21 protein-coding genes are annotated in these 22,904 nt (G+C 70.5%); 12 read left to right on the forward strand and 9 right to left on the reverse strand.

Features of this window, described 5'->3' with window-relative positions; translation table 11 throughout:
* Nucleotides 1-12 precede the first annotated feature (12 nt).
* Both ACFVGW_RS16850 and ACFVGW_RS16855 read left to right on the forward strand, forming a co-directional pair.
* A complete protein-coding gene (locus ACFVGW_RS16850; RefSeq protein ID WP_385852509.1) occupies nucleotides 13-1,206 on the forward strand; it encodes a sensor histidine kinase in 1,194 nt (397 codons plus the stop codon).
* Nucleotides 1,203-1,859: a response regulator gene (locus tag ACFVGW_RS16855; protein ID WP_383225598.1), complete on the forward strand. Its 657-nt coding sequence runs from the start codon at nucleotides 1,203-1,205 to the stop codon at nucleotides 1,857-1,859. The genes ACFVGW_RS16850 and ACFVGW_RS16855 overlap by 4 nt, the downstream gene beginning before the upstream one ends.
* Nucleotides 1,860-1,956: 97 nt before the next feature.
* Here the strand turns inward: ACFVGW_RS16855 and ACFVGW_RS16860 are convergent, their stop codons facing one another.
* The gene (locus tag ACFVGW_RS16860) at nucleotides 1,957-3,330 is read right to left on the reverse strand and encodes an FAD-dependent oxidoreductase (RefSeq protein WP_385852510.1); all 1,374 of its coding nucleotides are present in this window, start codon (nucleotides 3,328-3,330) and stop codon (nucleotides 1,957-1,959) included.
* Nucleotides 3,331-3,697: 367 nt separating this feature from the next.
* Between ACFVGW_RS16860 and ACFVGW_RS16865 the strand changes: the two genes are divergently transcribed.
* From ACFVGW_RS16865 to ACFVGW_RS16885, 5 genes are all read left to right on the forward strand, one after another.
* Entirely contained in the window at nucleotides 3,698-4,363 is a 666-nt protein-coding gene (locus ACFVGW_RS16865; RefSeq protein WP_385852691.1) for a DUF4097 family beta strand repeat-containing protein, read from the forward strand.
* A gap of 433 nt (nucleotides 4,364-4,796) precedes the next feature.
* Nucleotides 4,797-5,012, forward strand: coding sequence for a hypothetical protein (locus ACFVGW_RS16870; protein ID WP_383225595.1), 216 nt, complete (start codon nucleotides 4,797-4,799; stop codon nucleotides 5,010-5,012).
* A 49-nt stretch (nucleotides 5,013-5,061) separates the two neighbouring features.
* Nucleotides 5,062-5,811 carry a DNA repair protein RecO gene (gene recO, locus ACFVGW_RS16875; RefSeq protein WP_352187931.1) on the forward strand — a complete coding sequence of 250 codons (750 nt, stop codon included), beginning with the start codon at nucleotides 5,062-5,064 and terminating at the stop codon, nucleotides 5,809-5,811.
* Between the two features lie 19 nt (nucleotides 5,812-5,830).
* On the forward strand, nucleotides 5,831-6,655 hold the full coding sequence (locus ACFVGW_RS16880; RefSeq protein ID WP_383225714.1) for an isoprenyl transferase: 825 nt from the start codon (nucleotides 5,831-5,833) through the stop codon (nucleotides 6,653-6,655).
* A gap of 89 nt (nucleotides 6,656-6,744) precedes the next feature.
* Entirely contained in the window at nucleotides 6,745-7,290 is a 546-nt protein-coding gene (locus ACFVGW_RS16885; RefSeq protein ID WP_385852511.1) for a YcxB family protein, read from the forward strand.
* Between the two features lie 184 nt (nucleotides 7,291-7,474).
* Here the strand turns inward: ACFVGW_RS16885 and ACFVGW_RS16890 are convergent, their stop codons facing one another.
* The 4 genes from ACFVGW_RS16890 to ACFVGW_RS16905 are packed head-to-tail and all read right to left on the reverse strand — an operon-like array spanning nucleotide 7,475 to nucleotide 10,634.
* Nucleotides 7,475-7,885 (reverse strand): Fur family transcriptional regulator, encoded by a 411-nt coding sequence (locus tag ACFVGW_RS16890; protein ID WP_383225591.1) that lies wholly within the window; start codon nucleotides 7,883-7,885, stop codon nucleotides 7,475-7,477.
* Between the two features lie 46 nt (nucleotides 7,886-7,931).
* Nucleotides 7,932-8,843 carry a metal ABC transporter permease gene (locus ACFVGW_RS16895; protein ID WP_352187934.1) on the reverse strand — a complete coding sequence of 304 codons (912 nt, stop codon included), beginning with the start codon at nucleotides 8,841-8,843 and terminating at the stop codon, nucleotides 7,932-7,934.
* 16 nt (nucleotides 8,844-8,859) lie between these two features.
* Nucleotides 8,860-9,630, reverse strand: a complete 771-nt coding sequence (locus ACFVGW_RS16900) for a metal ABC transporter ATP-binding protein (RefSeq protein ID WP_385852512.1) — start codon at nucleotides 9,628-9,630, stop codon at nucleotides 8,860-8,862.
* A gap of 23 nt (nucleotides 9,631-9,653) precedes the next feature.
* Nucleotides 9,654-10,634, reverse strand: a complete 981-nt coding sequence (locus ACFVGW_RS16905) for a metal ABC transporter substrate-binding protein (RefSeq protein ID WP_383573507.1) — start codon at nucleotides 10,632-10,634, stop codon at nucleotides 9,654-9,656.
* Nucleotides 10,635-10,809: 175 nt separating this feature from the next.
* On the opposite strand from ACFVGW_RS16905, the gene ACFVGW_RS16910 reads away from it, so the two are divergent.
* Nucleotides 10,810-12,192, forward strand: coding sequence for a glycine--tRNA ligase (locus tag ACFVGW_RS16910; RefSeq protein ID WP_352187938.1), 1,383 nt, complete (start codon nucleotides 10,810-10,812; stop codon nucleotides 12,190-12,192).
* 87 nt (nucleotides 12,193-12,279) lie between these two features.
* Here ACFVGW_RS16910 and ACFVGW_RS16915 read toward each other — a convergent pair whose 3' ends face one another.
* Together ACFVGW_RS16915 and ACFVGW_RS16920 are read right to left on the reverse strand one after the other, a co-directional pair.
* A complete protein-coding gene (locus tag ACFVGW_RS16915) occupies nucleotides 12,280-12,864 on the reverse strand; it encodes a TetR family transcriptional regulator (protein ID WP_385852513.1) in 585 nt (194 codons plus the stop codon).
* A gap of 32 nt (nucleotides 12,865-12,896) precedes the next feature.
* The gene (locus tag ACFVGW_RS16920) at nucleotides 12,897-13,931 is read right to left on the reverse strand and encodes an aldo/keto reductase (RefSeq protein WP_385852514.1); all 1,035 of its coding nucleotides are present in this window, start codon (nucleotides 13,929-13,931) and stop codon (nucleotides 12,897-12,899) included.
* A gap of 253 nt (nucleotides 13,932-14,184) precedes the next feature.
* Here ACFVGW_RS16920 and ACFVGW_RS16925 point away from each other — a divergent pair, with 253 nt between their 5' ends.
* Nucleotides 14,185-14,397 (forward strand): DUF6243 family protein, encoded by a 213-nt coding sequence (locus ACFVGW_RS16925; protein WP_385852515.1) that lies wholly within the window; start codon nucleotides 14,185-14,187, stop codon nucleotides 14,395-14,397.
* A gap of 108 nt (nucleotides 14,398-14,505) precedes the next feature.
* Here ACFVGW_RS16925 and ACFVGW_RS16930 read toward each other — a convergent pair whose 3' ends face one another.
* Complete coding sequence (locus ACFVGW_RS16930; protein WP_385852516.1) at nucleotides 14,506-15,951, reverse strand: MFS transporter; 1,446 nt, start codon at nucleotides 15,949-15,951, stop codon at nucleotides 14,506-14,508.
* A 101-nt stretch (nucleotides 15,952-16,052) separates the two neighbouring features.
* Here ACFVGW_RS16930 and ACFVGW_RS16935 point away from each other — a divergent pair, with 101 nt between their 5' ends.
* Nucleotides 16,053-17,039 carry a helix-turn-helix transcriptional regulator gene (locus tag ACFVGW_RS16935; RefSeq protein ID WP_385852517.1) on the forward strand — a complete coding sequence of 329 codons (987 nt, stop codon included), beginning with the start codon at nucleotides 16,053-16,055 and terminating at the stop codon, nucleotides 17,037-17,039.
* On the opposite strand, the gene ACFVGW_RS16940 is transcribed toward ACFVGW_RS16935, so the two are convergent.
* The gene (locus tag ACFVGW_RS16940; RefSeq protein ID WP_385852518.1) at nucleotides 17,003-18,451 is read right to left on the reverse strand and encodes an MFS transporter; all 1,449 of its coding nucleotides are present in this window, start codon (nucleotides 18,449-18,451) and stop codon (nucleotides 17,003-17,005) included. The genes ACFVGW_RS16935 and ACFVGW_RS16940 overlap by 37 nt on opposite strands.
* Before the next feature lie 52 nt (nucleotides 18,452-18,503).
* Between ACFVGW_RS16940 and dusB the strand changes: the two genes are divergently transcribed.
* Both dusB and ppdK read left to right on the forward strand, forming a co-directional pair.
* Nucleotides 18,504-19,640: a tRNA dihydrouridine synthase DusB gene (gene dusB, locus ACFVGW_RS16945; protein WP_385852519.1), complete on the forward strand. Its 1,137-nt coding sequence runs from the start codon at nucleotides 18,504-18,506 to the stop codon at nucleotides 19,638-19,640.
* Between the two features lie 376 nt (nucleotides 19,641-20,016).
* The gene (ppdK, locus tag ACFVGW_RS16950) at nucleotides 20,017-22,728 is read left to right on the forward strand and encodes a pyruvate, phosphate dikinase (RefSeq protein ID WP_385852520.1); all 2,712 of its coding nucleotides are present in this window, start codon (nucleotides 20,017-20,019) and stop codon (nucleotides 22,726-22,728) included.
* Nucleotides 22,729-22,904: the final 176 nt, after the last annotated feature.

Consider the following 22,904-nt stretch of genomic DNA (forward strand, 5'->3'; position numbering starts at 1 on the left):
GAGGATGACGTCATGGACTTCGCAGCGGCCTTCACCCGTGACCCGCAGGCGGCGCCGTACCCGGTGAGGTGCGACGCGGCTGCCGCGGCGGTCTTCGCCGCCCTCGCGGCGGTGATCGCGCTCACCGTCGAGGACGGCCGTCGGCCGGACCTGCTCGGCTGGGCGCTGCTGCTCGCCGCGCACGTCCCGCTGGCGTGGCGGCGCAAGGCGCCCATGCCGGTGCTGCTCGCCGTGGTGGCCTGCGTCGCTCCCTACCACGCGCTGGACTACATGCATCTGGCGCCGATACCGACCTCGATGACCGCGCTGTACACGGTCGCGGCCACCGGGAGTCCGAGGCGGACCCTGTTCGTGGGTCTGTCGATCACCTCCATCACCCTCAGCATCCAGATCTTCGTCAACCCGCACGAGGTGGTGGAGCTGCTGCGGGTCTCCGGCTGGGCGATGGCGACGCTGGTCTTCGGGGCGAGCATCCGGCTCTACCGGCAGCTGGTGGCGGGCGTGGTCGACCGGGCCGAGCGCGAGGCGGAGCGGAAGGTCGCCGAGGAGCGGCTGCGCATAGCCAGGGACCTCCACGATCTCCTGGCGCACTCGATCACCCTGATCGGCGTGCAGACGTCGGTCGCCGCGCACGTCCTGGTCGCCGACCCGGACCGGCTCGACCGGGAGGCGCTCGCCCGGGCGCTCGACGGCATAGCCGAGACGTGCCGGGAGGCCCGCTCGGAGGTGCGGACGACGCTGGACGTGCTGCGGGCCGCGCCGGAGGGCCCGCTGCCCGATCTCGCGTCCCTGCCCGATCTCGTACGGTCCTCGGGTGCGGACCTGACGCTCCGGACGGGGGAGGCGAAGGTTCCGGCTGCGGTGGGGGCTGCGGCCTACCGGATCGTGCAGGAGTCGCTGACCAACGCCGTCCGGCACGGGGGTGCGGACGGAGGTGTCCGGGTCGATGTCGCCCTGGCGGACCAGGTGTTGACGGTACGGGTGACGGACGGCGGCTCGTCTCCGGGCGGCTCGGGCGGCTCGGGCGGCTCGGGTGGCTCTGGGGGCGTCGGCGGCTCCGGCGGCGGCTCCGGGTACGGGATCGTCGGGATGCGCGAGCGGGCGCGGAGTGTGGGAGGGACACTGAGCGCGGGCCCGCGGGCCGGCGGGGGCTTCGAGGTCACGGCGGCGCTGCCGCTCGTGGCGAGGGAGGGGGTGACGGCGTGATCCGGGTACTGCTCGCGGACGATCAGACGCTCGTCCGGGCGTCGTTCGCGATGCTCGTCGACTCGGCGCCCGACATGGAGGTCGTGGGCCAGGCGGCCAACGGCAAGGAGGCGGTGGAGCTGGCCCGTTCGGCGCGGGCGGACCTGGTGGTCATGGACGTCCGGATGCCCGAGCTCGACGGGATCGGGGCGACGCGGCTGATCGCCGCCGACGAGGACCTGGCAGGGGTGAAGGTCCTGGTCCTGACGACGTACGACACGGACGAGCACATCCTGGAGGCGTTGCGGGCGGGCGCCTCGGGCTTCGTGGTCAAGGACATCCGCCCGGCCGAGCTCCTCGCGGCCATCCGCACGGTGGCGGCGGGGGAGTCCCTGCTCTCCCCGGGACCGACGGCGCGGCTGATAGCCAGGGTCCTCGCCACCCCGGACACACCGGTGACGGGAGGACCGGAAGAGCTGTCGGACCGGGAACGCCAGGTGCTCGCGCTGGTGGCGAGAGGTCTCAACAACACGGAGATCGCGGAGGCGCTGGGGCTCTCGCCCCTCACCGCGAAGACCCATGTCAGCCGGATCATGGGCAAGCTCGGGGCGCGGGACCGGGCGCAACTGGTCATCGCCGCCTACGAGTCGGGCCTGGTGGCACCGAGTCGCTGACGCGGGCCGGGCCCCCACCGGTCAGGTACCGGTGGGGGCCCGGGAGGTCGGGGCGAGACATCGCGCGGTCGCAGGGCGGTGCCTGCGGGCGGTGGCGTCAGCCGAGTTCGACGCCGCTCGCGCGGAGCATGTCCTCGCGCTCGACGATCTTCACCCGCTCGCGGCCCTGCGGCTCGCCCAGCGCCTTCTCGGCGGCGTCGAGGGCGTACCAGCCCTCCCACGTCGTGTACGTGATGCCCTTGGTCTCCAGGAAGGCGACGACCGCGTCCTTCTCGGGGGTCTCGGGGGTGAGGAGACGGCCGTTGGCGAAGTCGTCGAGCAGGTTCGCGACGGTCTCGTTGGCGTCGCCCTTGGTGTGACCGATGAGGCCGACCGGGCCGCGGCGGATCCAGCCGGTCACGTACGTCGACGCCAGGTGGGCGCCGCCCTCCTCGATCACACGGCCGCCCTCGTCCGGAACGGTGCCGGAGGCGGTGTCCCAGGGGAGCTTGGGCAGTTCGTCGGAGAGGTAGCCGACGGCGCGGTAGACGGACTGGACGTCCCAGTCCGTGGTGTGGCCGGTGCCCTTGACGTTGCCCGTGCCGTCCAGCTCGGTGCGTTCGGTCCGGAGGCCGACGACCCTGCCGTCCTCGCCGAGGATCTCGACCGGCGACTCGAAGAAGTGGAGGAAGAGCTTGTGCGGGCGGTCGCCGATGTCGCGGATCGCCCAGTTCTCCAGGGTCTTGGCGACCATGTCGGTCTGCTTGTTCTTGCGCCGCTCGGCGATCGAGCCCTCGTCGTAGTCGATGTCCTCGGGGTTGACGATGACCTCGATGGTGGGGGAGTGGTCCAGCTCGCGCAGCTCCATCGGGCTGAACTTCGCCTGCGCCGGGCCACGGCGGCCGAAGACGTGGATCTCCACGGCCTTGTTGGCCTTCAGGCCGTCGTAGACGTTCGGCGGGATCTCGGTCGGCAGCAGCTCGTCCGCGGTCTTGGCGAGGATGCGGGCGATGTCGAGCGCCACGTTGCCCACGCCGAGGACGGCGACCTTCTCGGCCTCCAGCTCCCAGGTCCGCGGGACGTCCGGGTGGCCGTCGTACCAGGAGGCGAAGTCGGCGGCGCCGAAGGAGCCGTCCAGCTCCACGCCGGGGATCTTCAGCTCACGGTCGGCCATGGCGCCGGTCGAGAAGACGACGGCGTCGTAGAAGGCGCGCAGGTCGTCCAGGTGTACGTCGGTGCCGTAGTCGACGTTGCCGAAGAGGCGGACCTGCGGCTTGTCGAGGACCTGGTGCAGAGCCGTGATGATGCCCTTGATGCGCGGGTGGTCCGGCGCGACGCCGTACCGGATGAGGCCGAAGGGGGCCGGCATCCGCTCGAAGATGTCGATCGACACGCCCGGCTCGGCGGCGGCCTCGGACTTCAGCAGCGCATCGGCGGCGTAGATTCCGGCGGGGCCGGCGCCGACGATCGCGACCCGGAGAGGGCGGGGCATGTCAGGTTCCCTTCGCAAAACGACGTGACGACGATGGCTGTCGTCACTTAGGTCACCCTAAATAACGCCTGAAGCGCACCGGTACCCGCCCCCGGCCTATGAGCCCATAAGGTGAACTTATGACTCCTCAAAGGAGGGGCTGGACGTCGCCGCAGGGATGGGTGTCGTGGTGCACGCTGAGCGTTCACCGTCATTCATTGCAACGGCCTGATGGTCTGACGTTGCGTTACGTTACGAAGCGTTGCAACGAAAAAGCCTTAGTGGCCTGCAGTGATGGTGATTCTGCGCAGCAAGTGTGTTGCCTGTTCTTCGAACGCAACGTAGCTTTTCCTTCATCGGAAACAGCAACGGATCACAGGAGAGCATGATGCAGAAGTTCGACACCACCGCGCCGATCGCCGCCGTTGTGAACGTCCCCGCCGGACGCCTTCGGTTCGTCGCCGCCGACCGCGCCGACGCCACCGTCGAGGTCCGCCCCGCCGACCCCTCCAAGAGCCGTGATGTGAAGGCGGCGGAGCGGATGGTCGTCTCCTACGGCGACGGTGTCCTGCGGATCGAGGCCCCCGCGGCGGAGAGCCGGATCCTGGGTGACGCCGGATCCGTCGAGGTGACGGTCCAGCTGCCCGCCGGCTCCCGCGTCGAGGGCAAGGCCGGCGCCTGCGAACTCCACGGCGTCGGACGGCTCGGCGACGTCGCCTTCGAAGGGGCTTACCGCCGGATCAGGATCGACGAGGCCGCGAGCCTCCGCCTCGCCGCGGTCGACGGCGACGTCGAGGTCGGCCGGCTGGGCGGCTCCGCGGAGATCAGCACCGCACGGGGCGACATCCGGATCGCCGAGGCCGTGCGCGGCACGGTCGTGCTCCGTACCCAGTCCGGCGACATCTCGGTCGTCGCGGCCGCCGGCGTCTCGGCCGCCCTGGACGCCGGTACCGACCACGGCCGCGTCGACAACGCCCTCAAGAACGACGGAACCGTCGCACTCGACATCCGTGCCACCACCTCCCGCGGCGACATCACCGCCCGCAGCCTCTGACGCGCGGCGGCGGGTGGGGCAGGATCCTCCGCGGCGCACCCCGGCAGCACGTCGGGGTGCGCCGTTCCGTGCGTGGTGTGTCACCGCTGGGGCGTTTGCGATTCGCCCGTTCGAAAAGGGTGCCGGTTTGCAGGGCGTCCTCGAATGGGCGCGTCCCGTCCGGGTGAGGCTTGTGCATTCTCTGTTCGAGCCTCGCCTTGGCCATGGCTTAACTCCCCGGCTCCGCCGGGCAGTTCCAGGACCTGCGCATCTGCCGATTCTACGGATTTCGCACCACCTCGGGTGCGGTAAACGCGAAATGGATTCGGAAAGGGATGCGTTGGTGAAGGAACAGTTCACGCGGTCGACATCGGGGCCGTCGAAGAACGAGCGAGACGGTGGCGGATTTGCGCGAGGAACCCCGCCGTACTGCCGGGGGAAGAAAGGGGCCGTCATGAAACTGCCCATCGGGTCGTACGCCGTCGAGATCCGCACCGGTCGTGTGGGCACGGTCATGGGGCACGAGGGCCCGTACATCCAGCTGCGGCCGCTCGGCGGCGGGCGCGAGTGGGACGCGGAGCCGGAGGACGTCCGCGAGGCCACCTCCGCCGAGCGCCTCCGGGCCGCCACCGCGCACGCGAACGCCCGCAGCCGGGGCGAGGTGCCGTGAGGGCGGGAGCGGCCACGGGGCACTTCCCCCGTACGGGAGAATGGGCCGCATGAGTCTGTTCCGCGACGACGGCATCGTGCTGCGCACCCAGAAGCTGGGGGAAGCGGACCGCATCATCACGCTCCTCACGCGCGGTCACGGACGGGTACGCGCCGTGGCGCGCGGAGTGCGACGGACCAAGTCGAAGTTCGGCGCCAGGCTCGAACCCTTCTCCCACGTCGACGTGCAGTTCTTCGCCCGCGGGAGCGATCTCGTGGGGCGCGGGCTCCCGCTCTGCACCCAGAGCGAGACCATCGCCGCCTACGGCGGCGGGATCGTCACCGACTACGCCCGCTACACCGCGGGGACGGCGATGCTGGAGACGGCCGAGCGGTTCACGGACAACGAGGGCGAGCCGGCCGTGCAGCAGTACCTGCTGCTCGTCGGCGGGCTGCGCACCCTCGCCCGGGGTGAACACGCACCCCATCTGATCCTCGACGCCTTCCTGCTCCGCTCCCTCGCCGTCAACGGCTACGCGCCGAGCTTCGAGGACTGCGCGAAGTGCGGGCTGCACGGGCCCAACCGGTTCTTCTCGGTCGCGGCGGGCGGCGTCATATGCGGCGACTGCCGGGTGCCCGGCAGCGTCGTACCCTCTCCGGAGGCCATCGGCCTGCTCAGCGCGCTGCTCACCGGCGACTGGGCGACTGCGGACGCGTGCGAGCCGCGTCACGTCAGGGAGGGGAGCGGGCTGGTGTCCGCCTATCTGCACTGGCACCTGGAGCGCGGCCTGCGCTCCCTGCGGTATGTAGAGAAGAGCTAGGAGATCCATCGCCATGGCCATCGCACGACGCGGAATCCTCGGACGGCAGCGCCGGGAGTACAAGGTCCCCGAGCCGCACCCCTCCGGTGCCCGTCCGCCGAAGCTCCCCGCCGAGCTGGTGCCCAACCACGTGGCCTGTGTGATGGACGGCAACGGCCGCTGGGCCCAGGAGCGCGGCCTGCCGCGCACCGAGGGCCACAAGGTCGGCGAGGGCGTGGTCCTCGACGTGCTCAAGGGCTGCCTGGAGATGGGCGTCAAGAACCTCTCCCTCTACGCCTTCTCCACGGAGAACTGGAAGCGCTCCCCCGAGGAGGTCCGCTTCCTCATGAACTTCAACCGGGACGTCATCCGCCGCCGCCGTGACGAGATGGACGAGCTCGGCATCCGCATCCGCTGGGTCGGCCGGATGCCGAAGATGTGGAAGTCGGTCGTCCAGGAGCTCCAGGTGGCCCAGGAGCAGACCGTCGGCAACGACGCGATGACGCTCTACTTCTGTGTGAACTACGGCGGCCGCGCCGAGGTCGCCGACGCCGCGAAGAAGATCGCGGAGGATGTGGCGGCGGGCAGGCTGGACCCGGGGAAGGTCAACGAGAAGACCTTCCAGAAGTACCTGTACTACCCGGACATGCCGGACGTCGACCTGTTCCTGCGCCCCAGCGGCGAGCAGCGCACCTCGAACTACCTGATCTGGCAGAGCAGCTACGCGGAGATGGTCTTCCAGGACGTTTTGTGGCCGGACTTCGACCGCCGTGACCTGTGGCGCGCCTGCGTGGAGTACGCCTCCCGCGACCGCCGTTTCGGTGGCGTGGACCCGGCGGACATGGCCGTCCTCGACAAGGGCTGAGCCGGAGGCCTCGGCGCGAGCCCGGGCGGGGCGCGCCCTCCCCGCCCCGCTACGATCACGGCTCTTGTCGCCGGAGGCCGGGAGGGGCCGTGACCGAAGAGCAGTACGAGACGACGCCGGAGACCGTGGAGCTGGCCTACCTGCCCGTGGTGTCGGACGCGACGGAGGCTCTCCGCACCCGCATGCGTGCCACGCCGGCGGGACGGCTGCAGAACGCCATGCTGCTGAGCGCCGCGGGGCTGCTGGCCCTGGTCCTCGTCGGCAGCGTCATCGGCCCGAAGGGGCCGACCCTGAGCGGGACGGGGCTCTGGGCGTTCGGACTGGTGCTGATCGCCTTCCTCTATCTGATGGTTCCCGCCCTCCAGGGGCGGCAGGTGCACCGGATGATCGGCCCGCAGGGGGAGTTCCGGGCTTTCGTCGACGGCGCCGGGATACGCGTGGTGTCGCTGCACAGCGAGACGACGTACCGGTGGACGATGCTCACCCGGTATGCCGAGACACGCGACCTGTTCGTCGCGCTGACCCCCGACAGGTACGGCATCGGCATGGTCGTCCTGCCCAAGCGCGGGGCGGCCGACCCGGGTGAGGTCGACCGGCTGCGGGCTGCGCTCGACCGGTACAGCACGCGGGTCTGACCCGGCGGACGCCTCCCGGACGCAGGCGGAATCCCGGACGCAAGGGGAATCCCGGATGCAAGGGGAATCCCGCACGCAAGGGGAATCGCCAGCGGAATCGCCAGCGGAAAAGGGCCCGCACCGGATCGCTCCGGTGCGGGCCCTTCCGTACCGCCTGAAGGCCTGCGTGGCCCTGCCCGAAGGGCTACTTGGCCGCGCACTCCGCGCAGGTGCCGAAGATCTCGACGGTGTGCGCCACGTTCACGAATCCGTGCTCGGACGCGATCGTCTCCGCCCACTGCTCCACCGCCGGGCCCTCCACCTCGACCGCCTTGCCGCAGATGCGGCAGACGAGATGGTGGTGGTGGTCGCCGGTCGAACAGCGGCGGTAGACCGTCTCGCCCTCGCTGGTGCGCAGCGCGTCGACCTCGCCGGCGTCCGCGAGGGTCTGGAGCGTGCGGTACACCGTCGTGAGGCCCACGGAGTCGCCGCGGTGCTTGAGCATGTCGTGCAGTTCCTGAGCGCTGCGGAACTCGTCCACCTCGTCGAGCGCCGCCGCCACCGCGGCCCGCTGCTTGGTCGAGCGGCCGCGTACGGGGGGTCCTGCCGTCGCCACGGGGGCCTCCTAGTGATGTCGTCGCCCCCGCCATTCTGCCAGGCTGCTAGAGCGTGGCGTCCTCCGTCGGCCGCCGCGTTCCCGGAACAGCCATGTCGCATTCCGCCGAGGACGGCGACGAGGACGAGGCCGCGGCCTCGGCGGCCCGGGCGCGGCGTCTGGCCAGGGGCGCCGAGAGCGCCGTCAGGACGATGAAGACGCCGATCGCGAGCAGCACGATGAGCGAGCCCGGGGGCAGGTCCTGGTAGTACGTGGTCACGGTGCCCGTCAGCGTGACGCCGGTGCCGATGACGATCGCGAGGACGAAGGTCGCGCGGAACGAACGGGACAGCTGCTGCGCCGCCGCCACCGGAACCACCATAAGCGCGCTGACGAGCAGCAGGCCGACGACCCGCATCGCGACCGTGACGGTCACGGCCGCCGTGATCGCGACGAGCAGGTTCAGGGCGCGCACCGGCAGGCCGGTGACGCGGGCGAACTCCTCGTCCTGGCTGACCGCGAAGAGCTGGCGGCGCAGCCCGACGGTGACCAGGACGACGAAGGCGGCGAGGACGGCGATCGCGGTGACGTCCTCGGACGACACCGTGGACAGGGAGCCGAAGAGGTACGAGAGCAGGTTGGCGTTGGAGCCGCCGCCGACCTGGATCAGCATGACGCCGCCCGCCATACCGCCGTAGAAGAGCAGGGCGAGCGCGAGGTCGCCGCGGGTGCGCCCGTACGTCCGGATCAGCTCCATCAGCACGGCGCCGACGACGGCGACCAGGGTGGCCATCCACACCGGGCTGCTGTTCAGCAGGAAGCCGAGGCCGACACCGGTCATGGCGACATGGCCGATGCCGTCGCCCATCAGCGCCTGGCGGCGCTGCACGAGGAAGATGCCGACGGCGGGCGCGGTGATGCCGACGAGGACGGCCGCGAGGAGCGCCCGCTGCATGAAGGCGGGTTCGAGGAATTCCATGATCAGGTCAGCTTCCTCAGGTCAGCAGACCCGTACGGAGCGGCTCACCGGCCGCGTGCGGATGGACGTGGTCGTGGCCGGGCAGGGCGTGCTGGCCCACGGCCTGCGGCGGCGGGCCGTCGTGGACGACACAGCCGTCGCGGAGGACCACGGCCCGGTCGATCAGCGGCTCCAGGGGGCCGAGCTCGTGCAGCACGAGCAGCACGCTGGTGCCGCCCGCGACCTGTTCGCGCAGGGTGGCGGCGAGGATCTCCTGGCTGGCGAGGTCGACTCCGGCCATCGGCTCGTCCATGATCAGCAGCTCGGGCTGCGAGGCGAGCGCGCGGGCGATCAGGACGCGCTGGTGCTGGCCGCCGGAGAGGGCGCTCACCGAGTCCTTGGCGCGGTCGGCGAGGCCGACGAGTTCGATGGCCCGGTCGACGGCGGCCCGGTCGGCCTTGGTCAGTCGGCCGAACGTACGGCGGGAGAGCCGGCCGGAGGAGACGACCTCGCGGATCGTGGCGGGGACGCCGGAGGCGGCGGTGGTGCGCTGAGGGACGTAACCGACGCGGGCCCACGCGCGGAACCGCTTCTGCTCGGTGCCGAAGAGGGAGATCGCGCCGCCGGTCAGCGGCACCTGGCCGATGATCGCGCGGACGGCGGTGGACTTGCCGGAGCCGTTGGCGCCGAGCAGCGCGATGACCTCACCGGGGTGCACGGCGAGGTCGACGCCGCGCAGGACGGGGCGCGCGCCGAGGGTCGCCGTGGCTCCGCGGACGGATATGACGGGCGTGACGGGCGCGCTCACGGGTGCCTCCTGCTGTGCGTGGGTCACTTCGCGCCGAGGGCCTTCTTCAGCGCGGCGAGGTTGGACTGCATAACCTCGATGTAGTCATCGCCCTGGGACTTGTCCGTGATTCCCTCCAGCGGGTCCAGGACGGCGGTGGTGAGGCCGGTGTCCTTGGCGAGGGTCTTCGCGGTCTTGTCGCTGGCGAGCGTCTCGAAGAAGACGGTGGAGACCTTCTCCTTGCTCGCGATGGTCTGGAGCTCCTGCATCCGGGCGGGGCTCGGCTCGGACTCGGGGTCGATGCCGGTGATGCCCTCCTGGTCCAGGCCGTAGCGCTCGGCGAGGTAGCCGAACGCGGAGTGCGTGGTGATGAAGGTCTTGGTGGTTGTGTTCTTCAGGCCGGTCTCGAACGCCGTGTCCAGGTCACCGAGCTTCTTCACCAGGGCGTCGGTGTTCTTCCGGTAGTCGGCGGCGTGGTCCGGGTCGGCCTTCGCCAGGGAGGCGCCGACACCCTTGGCGACCTCGGCGTACTTCACCGGGTCGAGCCAGATGTGCGGGTCGGCACCGGCCTCCGACTCGTGGCCGTGGTCGTGCCCCTCCTCCTCGTGGCCGTGCTCCTCGGCGCCGTGGTCGTGGCCGCCCGTGCCGTGCGCTTCGAGCTTCGTGAGGCCGGCCGCGTCGACGGTGTGCTCCACACCCGCCTGCTTGATCGCCTCGTCGACGGCGGGCTGGACGCCCTTGAGGTAGAGGATGTAGTCGGCCTCGCCGAGCTCGCCGATCTGCCTCGGCTTGAGCTCCAGGTCGTGCGGCTCGACGCCCGGCGCGGTCAGCGTCTCGACGGAGACGTGCGCGCCGCCGATCTGCTCGGCCAGGTACTGCATGGGATAGAACGACGCCACCACGCTGAGCCTGCCGTTCGCCTTGTCGGCGGCGTCGGACGTCCCCGAGCAGGCGGAGAGGGTGACGAGACCGAGCGCGACGGCTCCGGCGACGGCGGTGGTGGGTATCAGACGGCGTACGTTCATGACACTCATTTTCAACAAAACTGGAAACGGTTGTCAATTGCCCTTCTTGTGTTCCCGGCCACGCCCTTGCCGACCGGTCCGCGTGCGCGGGGAAGCCGGACCGATTTGATACGGGGGGTGCGGGCGCCGGTAACCTGAAGCATTCGCACTTCGTCGTCGTAATGAAGAGAGCACCGTGGCCGCCGACAAGATCGACACCATCGTCAGCCTGAGCAAGCGCCGTGGCTTCGTCTACCCGTGCAGCGAGATCTACGGCGGCCAGCGTGCCGCCTGGGACTACGGACCGCTGGGTGTCGAACTCAAGGAGAACATCAAGCGCCAGTGGTGGCGTTACATGGTCACCGCGCGCGAGGACGTCGTCGGCATCGACTCGTCGGTGATCCTGGCCACCGAGGTCTGGGAGGCCTCCGGTCACGTCGCCACCTTCACCGACCCGCTGACCGAGTGCACCTCCTGCCACAAGCGCTACCGCGCCGACCACCTGGAGGAGGCGTACGAGGAGAAGCACGGCCGTCTCCCCGAGAACGGCCTCACCGACCTGAACTGCCCCAACTGCGGCAACAAGGGCACCTTCACCGAGCCCAAGCAGTTCTCGGGTCTGCTCTCCACGCACCTCGGCCCGACGCAGGACTCCGGCTCCGTCGCGTACCTCCGTCCCGAGACCGCGCAGGGCATCTTCACCAACTTCGGCCAGGTCCAGCAGACCTCGCGCAAGAAGCCCCCGTTCGGCATCGCGCAGATGGGCAAGTCCTTCCGGAACGAGATCACTCCGGGCAACTTCATCTTCCGCACCCGCGAGTTCGAGCAGATGGAGATGGAGTTCTTCGTCAAGCCGGGCGAGGACGAGCAGTGGCACGAGTACTGGATGGAGCAGCGCTGGAACTGGTACACGGGCCTGGGTCTCCGTGAGGAGAACATGCGCTGGTTCGAGCACCCGAAGGAGAAGCTCTCCCACTACTCGAAGCGCACCGCCGACATCGAGTACCGCTTCCAGTTCGGCGGCAGCGAGTGGGGCGAGCTCGAGGGTGTCGCCAACCGCACCGACTACGACCTGAAGGCGCACTCCAAGGCGTCCGGGAACGACCTGTTCTACTTCGACCAGGAGACCCAGGAGCGCTGGACCCCGTACGTCATCGAGCCCGCCGCGGGCGTCGGCCGCACCATGCTGGCCTTCCTGCTCGACGCGTACAACGAGGACGAGGCCCCGAACGCCAAGGGCGTCATGGAGAAGCGCACCGTGATGCGCCTCGACCCGCGCATCGCGCCGGTCAAGGTCGCCGTCCTGCCGCTCTCCCGCAACCCGCAGCTGTCGCCGAAGGCCAAGGGCCTCGCCGCCGACCTGCGGCAGAACTGGAACATCGAGTTCGACGACGCCGGCGCCATCGGCCGCCGCTACCGCCGCCAGGACGAGATCGGTACGCCGTTCTGCGTCACCGTCGACTTCGACACCCTGGACGACAACGCGGTGACCGTGCGCGAGCGCGACACCATGAAGCAGGAGCGCGTCTCCCTCGACCAGATCCAGGGCTACCTGGGCAGCCGCCTGATCGGCTGCTGACCAGCCTGATCGCCTGCGCCGAAGCCCCCGGTTCCATCGGAACCGGGGGCTTCGGCGTATCGAGCGGAATGCCTGCCGAGGGACGGCCTAGGGGCGCAGGCCGCGCAGCAGGAGGTCCACCACCGCGTCGAACTCCGCCTGGATCGTGGGGCGTTGCCACTCAGGGGCGTAGGCCGGATCGTGGAACCGGGCTGTGGCCGCGAAGAGGGCGCGCGCCGTGCTGTCCGCGTCGGGGGCGGTGAACTCGGCGCCCCGGACGCCCTCCTCGACGATCTCGCGCACCTGGCCGACCAGGACGCCCAGGTGGTCCTCGACCACTCCGCTGTTCTCGTCGAGCAGGACCTCGTACGTGGCGAACAGCTCCGGGTCGTCGCCCGCCTTGTGGCGCTTGGCGTCGAAGAGCTCGGCGAACCAGGCGCGGAGCTTCTCCGGGGCGGGCCGGCCCGCGGAGCCGGTCAGCTCGGCCAGCACGGCTTCCGTACGGGAGAGCCAGCGTGCCGTCACCGCCTCCCGCAGCGCCGCCTTCGTGCGGAAGTGGCGGTAGACGCTGCCGTGGCTGACGCCGAGGACCCGGGCCACGTCCACCACCGTCGCCTTGGCCGGGCCGTACCGCCGCAGCACCTCCTCGGTCGCTTCGAGGATGCGCTCTGCGGTCAGGGTCTCGGTGGGCATGGGATGACAGTACCTGTCAGCCGAACCGCAGGTCAGTGCTCGCTGTCCAGGTGGGCCATCTGGGCCGCCGGGTAGCGCTCGCCGGCCGCCGCGCCCGCGGGGACGGCCCGCTCGATCGCGTCCAGGTCGGCGGCGTCCAGGGTGACCTCCAGCGAGCCGAGGGCCTCCGTGAGCCGGTCCCGGCGACGGGCGCCGACCAGCGGGACGATGTCGGCGCCGTGCAGGGCGCCCTGCGCCAGGACCCAGGCGATGGCGGTCTGCGCGACCGTGACGCCCTTGGCCTCGGCGATGGCCCGCAGCTGCTCCACCAGGTCCAGGTTCCGGTGGAGGTTGTCGCCCTGGAACCGGGGGGACATCCCGCGGAAGTCGCCCGGGGTGAGCTCGCGGTCACGGGTGAAGTGGCCGCTGATCAGACCGCGCGACAGCACGCCGTACGCCGTGATGCCGATGCCCAGCTCGCGCGCGGTCGGCAGGATCTTCTCCTCGATGCCCCGGGAGATCAGGGAGTACTCGATCTGGAGGTCGGCGATCGGGGCGACGGCCGCCGCCCGGCGCAGGGTGTCCGCGCCGACCTCGGAGAGCCCGATGTGGCGGACGTGTCCGGCCTCGACCAGCTCGGCGATCGCACCGACGGTCTCCTCGATCGGCACGTCGGGGTCGACGCGGGCGATCCGGTAGATGTCGATGTGGTCGGTGCCCAGGCGTTGCAGGGAGTACGCCGCGAAGTTCTTCACCGCGGCGGGCCGGCCGTCATAGCCGGTGAAGCCGCCCTCGACGGTGCGCAGGGCGCCGAACTTCACGCTGGTCAGGGCCTTCTCGCGGGCGGCCGCCGGAGCCGTGCGCAGGGCCTCGTTGATCAGCAGTTCGTTGTGCCCCATTCCGTAGAAGTCGCCGGTGTCGAGGAGCGTGATCCCGGCGTCGAGCGCGGCGTGGATCGTCGCGATCGACTCGGCGCGGTCGCTCGCGCCGTACAGCGCGGACATGCCCATGCAGCCGAGGCCGAGGGCGGAGACCTCGGGGCCGGTGGCGCCGAGGCGGCGGGTCGGGAGGGTGCGGGTGGAGGTCATGGGGGTCTCCTCGGGAGGGACGCGGAACGCCGGAGGGTGACGCATGACAACTATGGCATGACGACTGACAGATTTCAATGTTTGTCATTCGTGCGGATGGTGCGGCGGAAAATCGGGTGCCTGGGGTGTGCGGGGCGGGTAGCGTCCCCACCATGTATGCGTTCTTCCAGATCTACGAGTGAGAGCGCGGCGGGTCTCGACGCCCGCCCCGCCGGACGATCCCCTCACCACTTCTCACCATTGGGAGAACCCCATGGCCAAGGGCCGCAACAACCTCCTCGGCGTCGGCGGACAGCGCAAGAAGCTGTCCCGAGGCGACCAGCAGGGCGCCGTGCAGAACAGCAGCGCCGACCGCAAGGCCGCCGTCGACCAGAAGCAGGAGCTGCTGAGGAAGATGCGCGAGCGTGCGCTGGGCGCTGAAGGCGCCGACACCGCCGCCGCGGACACCACGGGCGGCCAGGAGTAGCCGCAGTCGCCAGGAGGTCGTGGGCCCGGGTCACGGAAGGTGACCCGGGCCCACGTGCGTGCCGCCCGGTGTGCGGCTCGCCCATGTGCGTGCCCGCCGGTGGGCGGGCTAGCTCACGGTGCGCGGCAGGCGCAGGCTCATCAGGGCGGTGAGGAGCACCGCCGCCACCTGGATCAGGAGCGTCACCGTCAGCGCCGTCCCCATCGAGCCCGACGCCGACAGCGACAGGAACAGGGAACCGAGCGTCGCCACGCCCAGGGCCAGGGCGGACTGCTGGGTGGTGACCATGACGCCGCTGCCCACGCCCGCCCGGTCCGCCGGCACCTCGGAGAGGACGACCCGGAACAGGACCGGGAGCTGGAGGCCCTGGCCGAGCCCCGCGACGGCCATGCCCGGCAGGAGACTCCAGGCCGAGAGGCCGGGCCAGGAGCCCCAGGCCGCCAGGGCGAGCAGTCCGATGCCGAGGGCCTGGACGAGGGCACCCGCCGTGACGATCCGGGTGCCCCAGCGCCGTACCAGCCGGGGGCCAGCCAGCGAGGCGCCGAAGAAGGCCACCGCCATCGGGACCAGTGCGAGGCCCGAGACCACCGCGCTCATCCGCAGGCCCTGCTGGAGCGCCACCGCGATCACGAACATGAAGCCGCCGAAACCGATCGAGAACGGCAGCACCAGGGCGAGCCCCCGGCGCAGGGAGACCAGGCCGAGCAGGCTCGGCGGTACCAGCGGCGTACGGCCCCGCCGGTCGGCCCGCAGCTCCACCCACCAGAACGCCCCCGCGGCGAACGGGAAGATCGCGAGTGCGACCCAGGTCCACAGCGGCCACCCCGCCGCCCGCCCCTCCGTGAGAGGGGCGAGAAGCGTGAGCAGCGCCAGGCCGAGGAGGAGCGTGCCCGGGACGTCGACCGGTGCCGGGCGCTCCGAGCGGGTCTCCGGGACGGTCCGCACGGCGAGCAGCAGTCCGGCCACCGCCACCGGCACGTTGACCAGGAAGATCGCCCGCCAGCCGCTGCCCGCGACGTCGGCCGCGACCAGTACCCCGCCCAGGATCTGACCGGCCACCATCGCGAGCCCGGCGGTGGCTCCGTACAGGCTCAGCGCCTTCGCGCGCCGCGCCCCCGTCGTCGAGGAGTGAATGGTCGCGAGGACCTGCGGCAGCATCAGCGCGGCCGAGGCACCCTGTGCCACCCGCGCCCCGACGAGCGTCCAGGCGTCCGGGGCCAGGCCGCAGGCGAGCGAGGTCACGCCGAAGGCGGCCATTCCGGCGAGGAAGAGCCGACGGCGGCCGAAGAGGTCGCCGAGGCGCCCGCCGAGGACGAGCAGCACGGCGTAGCTGAGTCCGTAGCCGGCCACGACCAGCTCCAGCATCGCCGGACCGGCCGCCAGATCGTGGTCGATGGTGGGGAGGGCGACGTTGACGATGAAGAAGTCGATCAGCGGCAGCGCGGCGCCCAGGAGCACGGTGAAGAGTCCGAGCGGGCCGAGAACGGGGGCCCCGTGACCGACGTCGGCGCCGGTCCCGCGGGCGGGGGTGGTGGTGAAGGCTGGAGTACGCACGCTGTCGACGATCCGCCCCGACTCAGCCTGGTACCAGAGTGTCTTTATCCTGGTACTAGCACTACCTGGCAACGGGCTGAGCGCCCCGGCACCCTGGGAGCATGACGACCATGGCTGTGGAGACCACGCGCACGCGAGGCCCGGAGGACGGTGCCGTGCGAGGCCCCGAGGCCGACAGCACGCGAGGCACGGAGGCCGGCACCGTGCGAGGCGCGGAGGCCGGGACGCGGACCGACGTCCGGCGGCACGAACTCGCCGCCTTCCTGCGCAGCCGCCGCGAGCGGATCACCCCCGAACAGGTCGGCCTGCCCCGCGGCCGGCGCCGCCGCACACCCGGACTGCGCCGCGAGGAGGTCGCGCACCTCTCCGCCGTCGGCGTCACCTGGTACACGTGGTTGGAACAGGCCCGGGACATCCATGTCTCGCCTCAGGTCCTCGACGCCCTCGCCCGGGCACTCCAGCTCGACGCGACCGAGCGCACCCACCTCTTCGCCCTCGGCGGCGAGACCGACCCGCACCCCGAGTCGCCCTGCCCGACCGTCACGCCCGCCCTGCGCGCGATGCTCGACCAGCTGGAGCCGCTGCCCGCCTGCATCCAGAACAGCCGGTACGACATCCTCGCCTACAACCGCACGTACGGCAGGCTGCTCTGCGACCTCGACGAGCTGCCGCGCGAGGACCGCAACTGCATCTGGCTGGCCTTCACCAACGAGGAGTGGCGGGCCGCCGTCGCCGAACTGCCGGACGTCACGCGCGCGATGGCGGGCAAGTTCCGGGCCTCCATGGCCGAGCACCTCGCCGAGCCCGCCTGGAAGGCGCTGCTGCAACGGCTGGAGACCGCCTCGCCGGAGTTCCGGGAGATCTGGGCGCGCCACGAGGTGGTGGCCCAGGGCGGCCGCACCAAGATCATCCGTAACGCCCATGTCGGGACCCTGCACCTGGAGCACACCAACGTCTGGCTCGGTCCGACCTCCGGACCGCGCCTGGTGACGTACGTACCGGTCGACCAGGAGTCCCGCGCGGGGCTCGACCGGCTCCTCGCCCTCGCGGTTCAGGAGGCGCCGGTGGTCGCACCCGCGGGCGCCTGAGCCTCCTCCGCCTCCAGCCGCCGCGCGGTCCGCTCCGCCGTCCCCATCGCCCACTTCCCGCTGGTCAGCGCGCCGACCAGGAGCACGCAGAGACCGCATCCGGTCATGATCCAGTAGCCGCCCCTGCTCGCCGCGACGAAGTCGTCCGTACGGGAGAGCGTGCCGACCCCGGCGGCCAGAACCGCGCCCACGACGGCGACGCCGAGCGTCTGGCCGATCTGCCGGCTGGTGGAGGCGACGGCCGACGCCACTCCCGCCTGGGAGAGGGGCATGCCCGAGACGGCGGTGTTGGTGATCGGCGCGTTCACCATGCCGAAGCCGATTCCGAAGACCACGTACCCGGCGAAGAGCATCGGATCGTGCGTCTCGGCCTCGAAGGCGGCGAAGGGCAGGCAGCCCGCCGCCATCGCCGTCCCCGCGAGCAGCAGGGGCAGACGCGGTCCGCGCGCCCCGACGAGCCGCCCGGAGAGCGGGGCGAAGACCAGGGTCATGGACGCCATGGGCAGCATGTACAGGCCCGCGTCCAGGGCGGAGAGCCCGCGGACGTTCTGGAGGTAGAGCGTGTTCAGGAAGAGGAACCCGCCGAGGGCGGCGAAGGCGCAGACGGCGATGACCGTGGCGCCGCTGAACGGGGCGCTCCGGAAGAACCGCAGGTCGATCAGGGGCTCCCGGCGCCGGGGCTCGTAGAGCAGCAGTCCGGCGAGCGAGGCCAGCGCGACACCGGCGAAGGGGAGGCTGCTCTCGATGATCGCGTACGTCAGCGAGCCGAGGAAGGCGGCGACCAGCACCTGGCCGACCGGGTCGGGACGGCGGGGCCGGGGCGCCCTGGACTCGGGGACGTAGCGCAGGGTCAGCAGCAGCGCGGCGAGGCCGACCGGCAGGTTCACCCAGAACACGGCCCGCCAGCCCACCGAGTCGACGAGCAGCCCCCCGACCACCGGTCCCGCCGCCATGGAGACGCCGACCACCCCGCCCCACAGCCCGATGGCCCGGGCGCGCGCCGCCGGTTCGGTGAAGGTGTTGGTGATGATGGACATGGCGACCGGGTTGAGGATCGAGCCGCCGACCGCCTGGATCATCCGGAACACCACCAGGGTCTCCAGGCTGGGGGCGAGCGAGCAGAGGAGGGAGCCGAGGGTGAAGAAGACGAGTCCGGTCACGAAGACCTTGCGGCGGCCGATCCGGTCGGCGGTCGAGCCGGCGAACATCAGCAGCGAGGCCAGGACCAGCGTGTAGGCGTCGATGGTCCACTGCAGCCCCGCGACGGAGGCGTGCAGGTCACGCTGCATGGCGGGGAGCGCGACGTTCAGCACGGTGTTGTCCAGGCTGACGATCAGCAGGCTCATGCAGCAGATCGCCAGGATGACCCGTTTCCGGTCCCGGAGGGGCGGCGCGGATGTGAGCTCGGGCATGTGCGGATCGTACGGCTGCCTAAGGACTGCCGCAGTGCGCGACAATGGCTGAATGACCGCGTTCTCCCCCCTCTCCATCGGGCCGCACATCGTGCAGCCGCCGGTGGTGCTCGCGCCGATGGCCGGCATCACCAACGCCCCTTTCCGCACCCTCTGCCGCGAGTACAGCGGCGGCAAGGGCCTGTTCGTGAGCGAGATGATCACGACGCGGGCGCTGGTGGAGCGCAATGAGAAGACCATGCAGCTCATCCGGTTCGACGCGAGCGAGCAGCCGCGGTCGATCCAGCTCTACGGCGTCGACCCCGTGACGGTCGGCAAGGCCGTACGGATGATCGCGGACGAGGACCTGGCCGACCACATCGACCTGAACTTCGGCTGCCCGGTCCCCAAGGTGACCCGCAAGGGCGGCGGTTCGGCCCTCCCGTACAAGCGGCCGCTGCTGCGCGCGATCCTGAACGAGGCCGTCTCCAACGCGGGGGACCTGCCGGTCACGATGAAGATGCGCAAGGGCATCGACGACGACCACATCACCTATCTGGACGCGGGCCGGATCGCGGTCGAGGAGGGCGTGACGGCGATCGCCCTGCACGGGCGGACGGCGGCGCAGCACTACGGCGGTACGGCGGACTGGGACGCCATCGCGCGGCTCAAGGAGCACGTACCGGAGATCCCGGTGCTCGGCAACGGCGACATCTGGTCGGCGGACGACGCGCTGCGGATGATGCGTGAGACCGGCTGCGACGGCGTGGTCGTGGGGCGCGGCTGCCTGGGGCGGCCGTGGCTCTTCGCCGACCTGGTGGCGGGCTTCGAGGGCACCGGCGCCTACGCGCAGCCGGGGCTGCGCGAGGTCGCGGACGCGATGGTGCGGCACGCGCGGCTGCTCGGCGAGTGGCTCGGGGACGAGTCGCGCGGTGTCATCGACTTCCGCAAGCACGTGGCCTGGTACCTGAAGGGCTTCTCGGTCGGTTCCGAGATGCGCAAGAAGCTGGCGATCACCTCGTCCCTGGACGAGCTGAGCGCTCAGTTGAGCGAGCTGGATCTGGACCAGTCATGGCCGACGGGCGCGGACGGCCCGCGCGGCCGAACGTCGGGCAACAACCGCGTGGTGCTGCCTGACGGCTGGTTGAAGGACCCTTACGACTGCGTGGGTGTCAGCGAGGAGGCCGAGCTGGACACGTCCGGGGGGTGATCCCGGCGGTCCGGATCGTGGAAAATCGGGCCGAAGTTCGGCGTGATCCTCGCCACCCTTGATAGGGGTGCTGCTCAGATGAGCAGATTACGAGGCGTTGTACTTATGGAGGGGTGGCACTGGGTGCCACCCCTCTTGCGTTCAAGACTTGAACGCAGATGCTCAAGAAGCCGCTCATGTGAGCGGGTAACCTCGAGTTTGAGTCAAGGGGGCTTCGGAGCCTGAAAGCGGAAGCTACTCGTCAGTTACTTTCGATGCGCTGGCGGACGGGTGGTTAAGACCATGTGACCGGTAGGCATACCTCCACAGGAGCCTTCGATCTGGGTATGTTCCTCGCCGTCAGGGCAGCCACCGAGTCCTCGAGGAGTCGAGACACGTGTCGGAAAACAAAGATCAGAAGTTCGTGTACGACTTCACCGAGGGCAACAGGGACCTGAAGGACCTGCTCGGTGGCAAGGGTGCGAACCTCGCCGAGATGACCAACCTCGGCCTCCCGGTTCCCCCCGGCTTCACGATCACCACCGAGGCGTGCAAGGTCTACCTCGACAGCGGCTCCGAGCCGGTCGAGCTCCGTGACGAGGTCACCGCCCACCTGGACGCTCTCGAGCAGAAGATGGGCAAGAAGCTCGGCCAGGCCGACGACCCGCTGCTCGTCTCGGTACGCTCCGGCGCCAAGTTCTCCATGCCCGGCATGATGGACACGGTCCTGAACATCGGCCTCTCCGACGCGTCCGTCGAGGGCCTGACCGCGCAGTCCGGCGACGCGCGCTTCGCCTGGGACTCGTACCGCCGTCTCATCCAGATGTTCGGCAAGACCGTTCTCGGCGTCGACGGCGAGCTCTTCGAGGAGGCCCTCGACGAGGCCAAGGCCGCCAAGAAGATCACCGTCGACACCGACCTCGACGCGGCCGACCTCAAGAAGATCGTCAACCACTTCAAGAAGATCGTGAAGGCCGAGGCCGGCCGCGACTTCCCGCAGGACCCGCGCGAGCAGATGGACCTCGCCATCGAGGCCGTCTTCAACTCCTGGAACACCGACCGCGCCAAGCTCTACCGTCGCCAGGAGCGCATTCCCGGCGACCTCGGCACCGCGGTCAACATCTGCTCCATGGTCTTCGGCAACCTCGGCCCGGACTCCGGCACCGGCGTCGCCTTCACCCGCGACCCCGCCTCCGGTCACCAGGGCGTCTACGGCGACTACCTGCAGAACGCACAGGGCGAGGACGTCGTCGCCGGCATCCGCAACACCGTGCCGCTGGCCGAGCTGGAGTCGATCGACAAGGCGTCGTACGACCAGCTGATGCAGATCATGGAGACCCTGGAGACGCACTACAAGGATCTCTGCGACATCGAGTTCACGATCGAGCGCGGCCAGCTGTGGATGCTGCAGACCCGCGTCGGCAAGCGCACCGCCGGTGCCGCCTTCCGTATCGCGACCCAGCTCGTCGACCAGGGCCTGATCGACGAGGCCGAGGCGCTCCAGCGCGTCAACGGCGCCCAGCTCGCGCAGCTGATGTTCCCGAAGTTCGACGAGAACGCCAAGGTCGAGCAGATCGGCCGCGGTATCGCCGCCTCCCCGGGCGCGGCCGTCGGCAAGGCCGTCTTCGACTCGTACACGGCCGTCAAGTGGTCCCGCTCCGGCGAGAAGGTCATCCTCATCCGCCGTGAGACCAACCCGGACGACCTGGACGGCATGATCGCCGCCGAGGGCATCCTGACCTCGCGCGGCGGCAAGACCTCGCACGCGGCCGTCGTCGCCCGCGGCATGGGCAAGACCTGTGTCTGCGGCGCCGAGGAGCTCGAGGTCGACACCAAGCGCCGCCGGATGACCACCTCCTCCGGTGTGGTCGTCGAGGAGGGCGACGTCGTCTCCATCGACGGCTCCACCGGCAAGGTCTACCTCGGTGAGGTACCCGTCGTACCGTCCCCGGTCGTCGAGTACTTCGAGGGCCGGATGCACGCCGGCGCCGACGACGCCGACGAGCTGGTCGCCGCCGTCCACCGGATCATGGCCTACGCCGACCGCGTCCGCCGGCTGCGTGTCCGCGCCAACGCCGACAACGCCGAGGACGCCTCGCGCGCCCGCCGCTTCGGCGCCCAGGGCATCGGCCTCTGCCGCACGGAGCACATGTTCCTCGGCGAGCGCCGCGAGATGGTCGAGAAGCTGATCCTCGCCGACACCGACGAGGAGCGGACCGAGGCCCTGGAGGCCCTGCTCCCGCTGCAGAAGAAGGACTTCGTCGAGCTCTTCGAGGCCATGGACGGGCTGCCCGTCACGGTCCGGCTGCTCGACCCGCCGCTCCACGAGTTCCTGCCCGACATCACCGAGCTGTCGGTCCGCGTCGCCCTCGCCGAGGCCCGCAAGGAGCCGCACGAGAACGAGCTGCGCCTGCTCCAGGCCGTGCACCGGCTGCACGAGCAGAACCCGATGCTGGGTCTGCGCGGTGTCCGGCTCGGCCTGGTCATCCCCGGCCTGTTCACCATGCAGGTCCGGGCGATCGCCGAGGCCGCGGCCCAGCGCATCGAGGCCAAGGGCGACCCGCGTGCCGAGATCATGATCCCGCTCGTCGGCACCGTCCAGGAGCTGGAGATCGTCCGCGACGAGGCCGAGCAGGTCATCGCCGAGGTCCAGGCCAAGACCGGTGTGGAGCTGAAGCTCGCGCTCGGCACCATGATCGAGCTGCCGCGCGCCGCCGTGACCGCCGGTCAGATCGCCGAGGCCGCCGAGTTCTTCTCCTTCGGCACCAACGACCTCACCCAGACGGTCTGGGGCTTCTCCCGGGACGATGTGGAGGCCAGCTTCTTCACCGCGTACCTGGAGAAGGGCATCTTCGGTGTCTCGCCGTTCGAGACCATCGACAAGGACGGCGTGGGCGCCCTGGTTCGCAGCGCTGTCGAGTCCGGCCGCGCCACCCGCCCCGACATCAAGCTCGGCGTCTGCGGCGAGCACGGCGGCGACCCGGAGTCGGTGCACTTCTTCCACGAGGTCGGGCTCGACTACGTCTCCTGCTCGCCGTTCCGGATCCCGGTGGCGCGCCTGGAGGCCGGCCGCGCCGCGGCGGAGTCGAAGGGCTCCGACAGCCGCTGAGCCCCCGGGCTCGGCCCTGCTGGACTGCCGCTGACCGGACGTTCAGTAGCAAAGGTCACCGGAGTCGCCGCTCGTCCCCGACCCTCAACCGATGGGCGGCGGCTCCGGGTCGCAAGAGAGATGGGGCGGACACCTTGTGCGGAGGTGTCCGCCCCGTCGTATTTCGTCCACCCCGG

The sequence above is a fragment of the Streptomyces sp. NPDC127129 genome, from assembly GCF_042671585.1.
Taxonomy (GTDB): domain Bacteria; phylum Actinomycetota; class Actinomycetes; order Streptomycetales; family Streptomycetaceae; genus Streptomyces.

Excerpts from the sequence above, each read along its gene's own strand:
- ACFVGW_RS16850 (WP_385852509.1), top strand. The coding sequence starts at position 13 with ATGGACTTCGCAGCGGCCTTCACCCGTGACCCGCAGGCGGCGCCGTAC.
- ACFVGW_RS16860 (WP_385852510.1), bottom strand. The coding sequence starts at position 3,330 with ATGCCCCGCCCTCTCCGGGTCGCGATCGTCGGCGCCGGCCCCGCCGGA.
- ACFVGW_RS16865 (WP_385852691.1), top strand. The coding sequence starts at position 3,698 with ATGCAGAAGTTCGACACCACCGCGCCGATCGCCGCCGTTGTGAACGTC.
- ACFVGW_RS16870 (WP_383225595.1), top strand. The coding sequence starts at position 4,797 with ATGAAACTGCCCATCGGGTCGTACGCCGTCGAGATCCGCACCGGTCGT.
- recO (WP_352187931.1), top strand. The coding sequence starts at position 5,062 with ATGAGTCTGTTCCGCGACGACGGCATCGTGCTGCGCACCCAGAAGCTG.
- ACFVGW_RS16895 (WP_352187934.1), bottom strand. The coding sequence starts at position 8,843 with ATGGAATTCCTCGAACCCGCCTTCATGCAGCGGGCGCTCCTCGCGGCC.
- ACFVGW_RS16905 (WP_383573507.1), bottom strand. The coding sequence starts at position 10,634 with ATGAACGTACGCCGTCTGATACCCACCACCGCCGTCGCCGGAGCCGTC.
- ACFVGW_RS16915 (WP_385852513.1), bottom strand. The coding sequence starts at position 12,864 with ATGCCCACCGAGACCCTGACCGCAGAGCGCATCCTCGAAGCGACCGAG.
- ACFVGW_RS16920 (WP_385852514.1), bottom strand. The coding sequence starts at position 13,931 with ATGACCTCCACCCGCACCCTCCCGACCCGCCGCCTCGGCGCCACCGGC.
- ACFVGW_RS16925 (WP_385852515.1), top strand. The coding sequence starts at position 14,185 with ATGGCCAAGGGCCGCAACAACCTCCTCGGCGTCGGCGGACAGCGCAAG.
- ACFVGW_RS16935 (WP_385852517.1), top strand. The coding sequence starts at position 16,053 with ATGACGACCATGGCTGTGGAGACCACGCGCACGCGAGGCCCGGAGGAC.
- ACFVGW_RS16940 (WP_385852518.1), bottom strand. The coding sequence starts at position 18,451 with ATGCCCGAGCTCACATCCGCGCCGCCCCTCCGGGACCGGAAACGGGTC.
- dusB (WP_385852519.1), top strand. The coding sequence starts at position 18,504 with ATGACCGCGTTCTCCCCCCTCTCCATCGGGCCGCACATCGTGCAGCCG.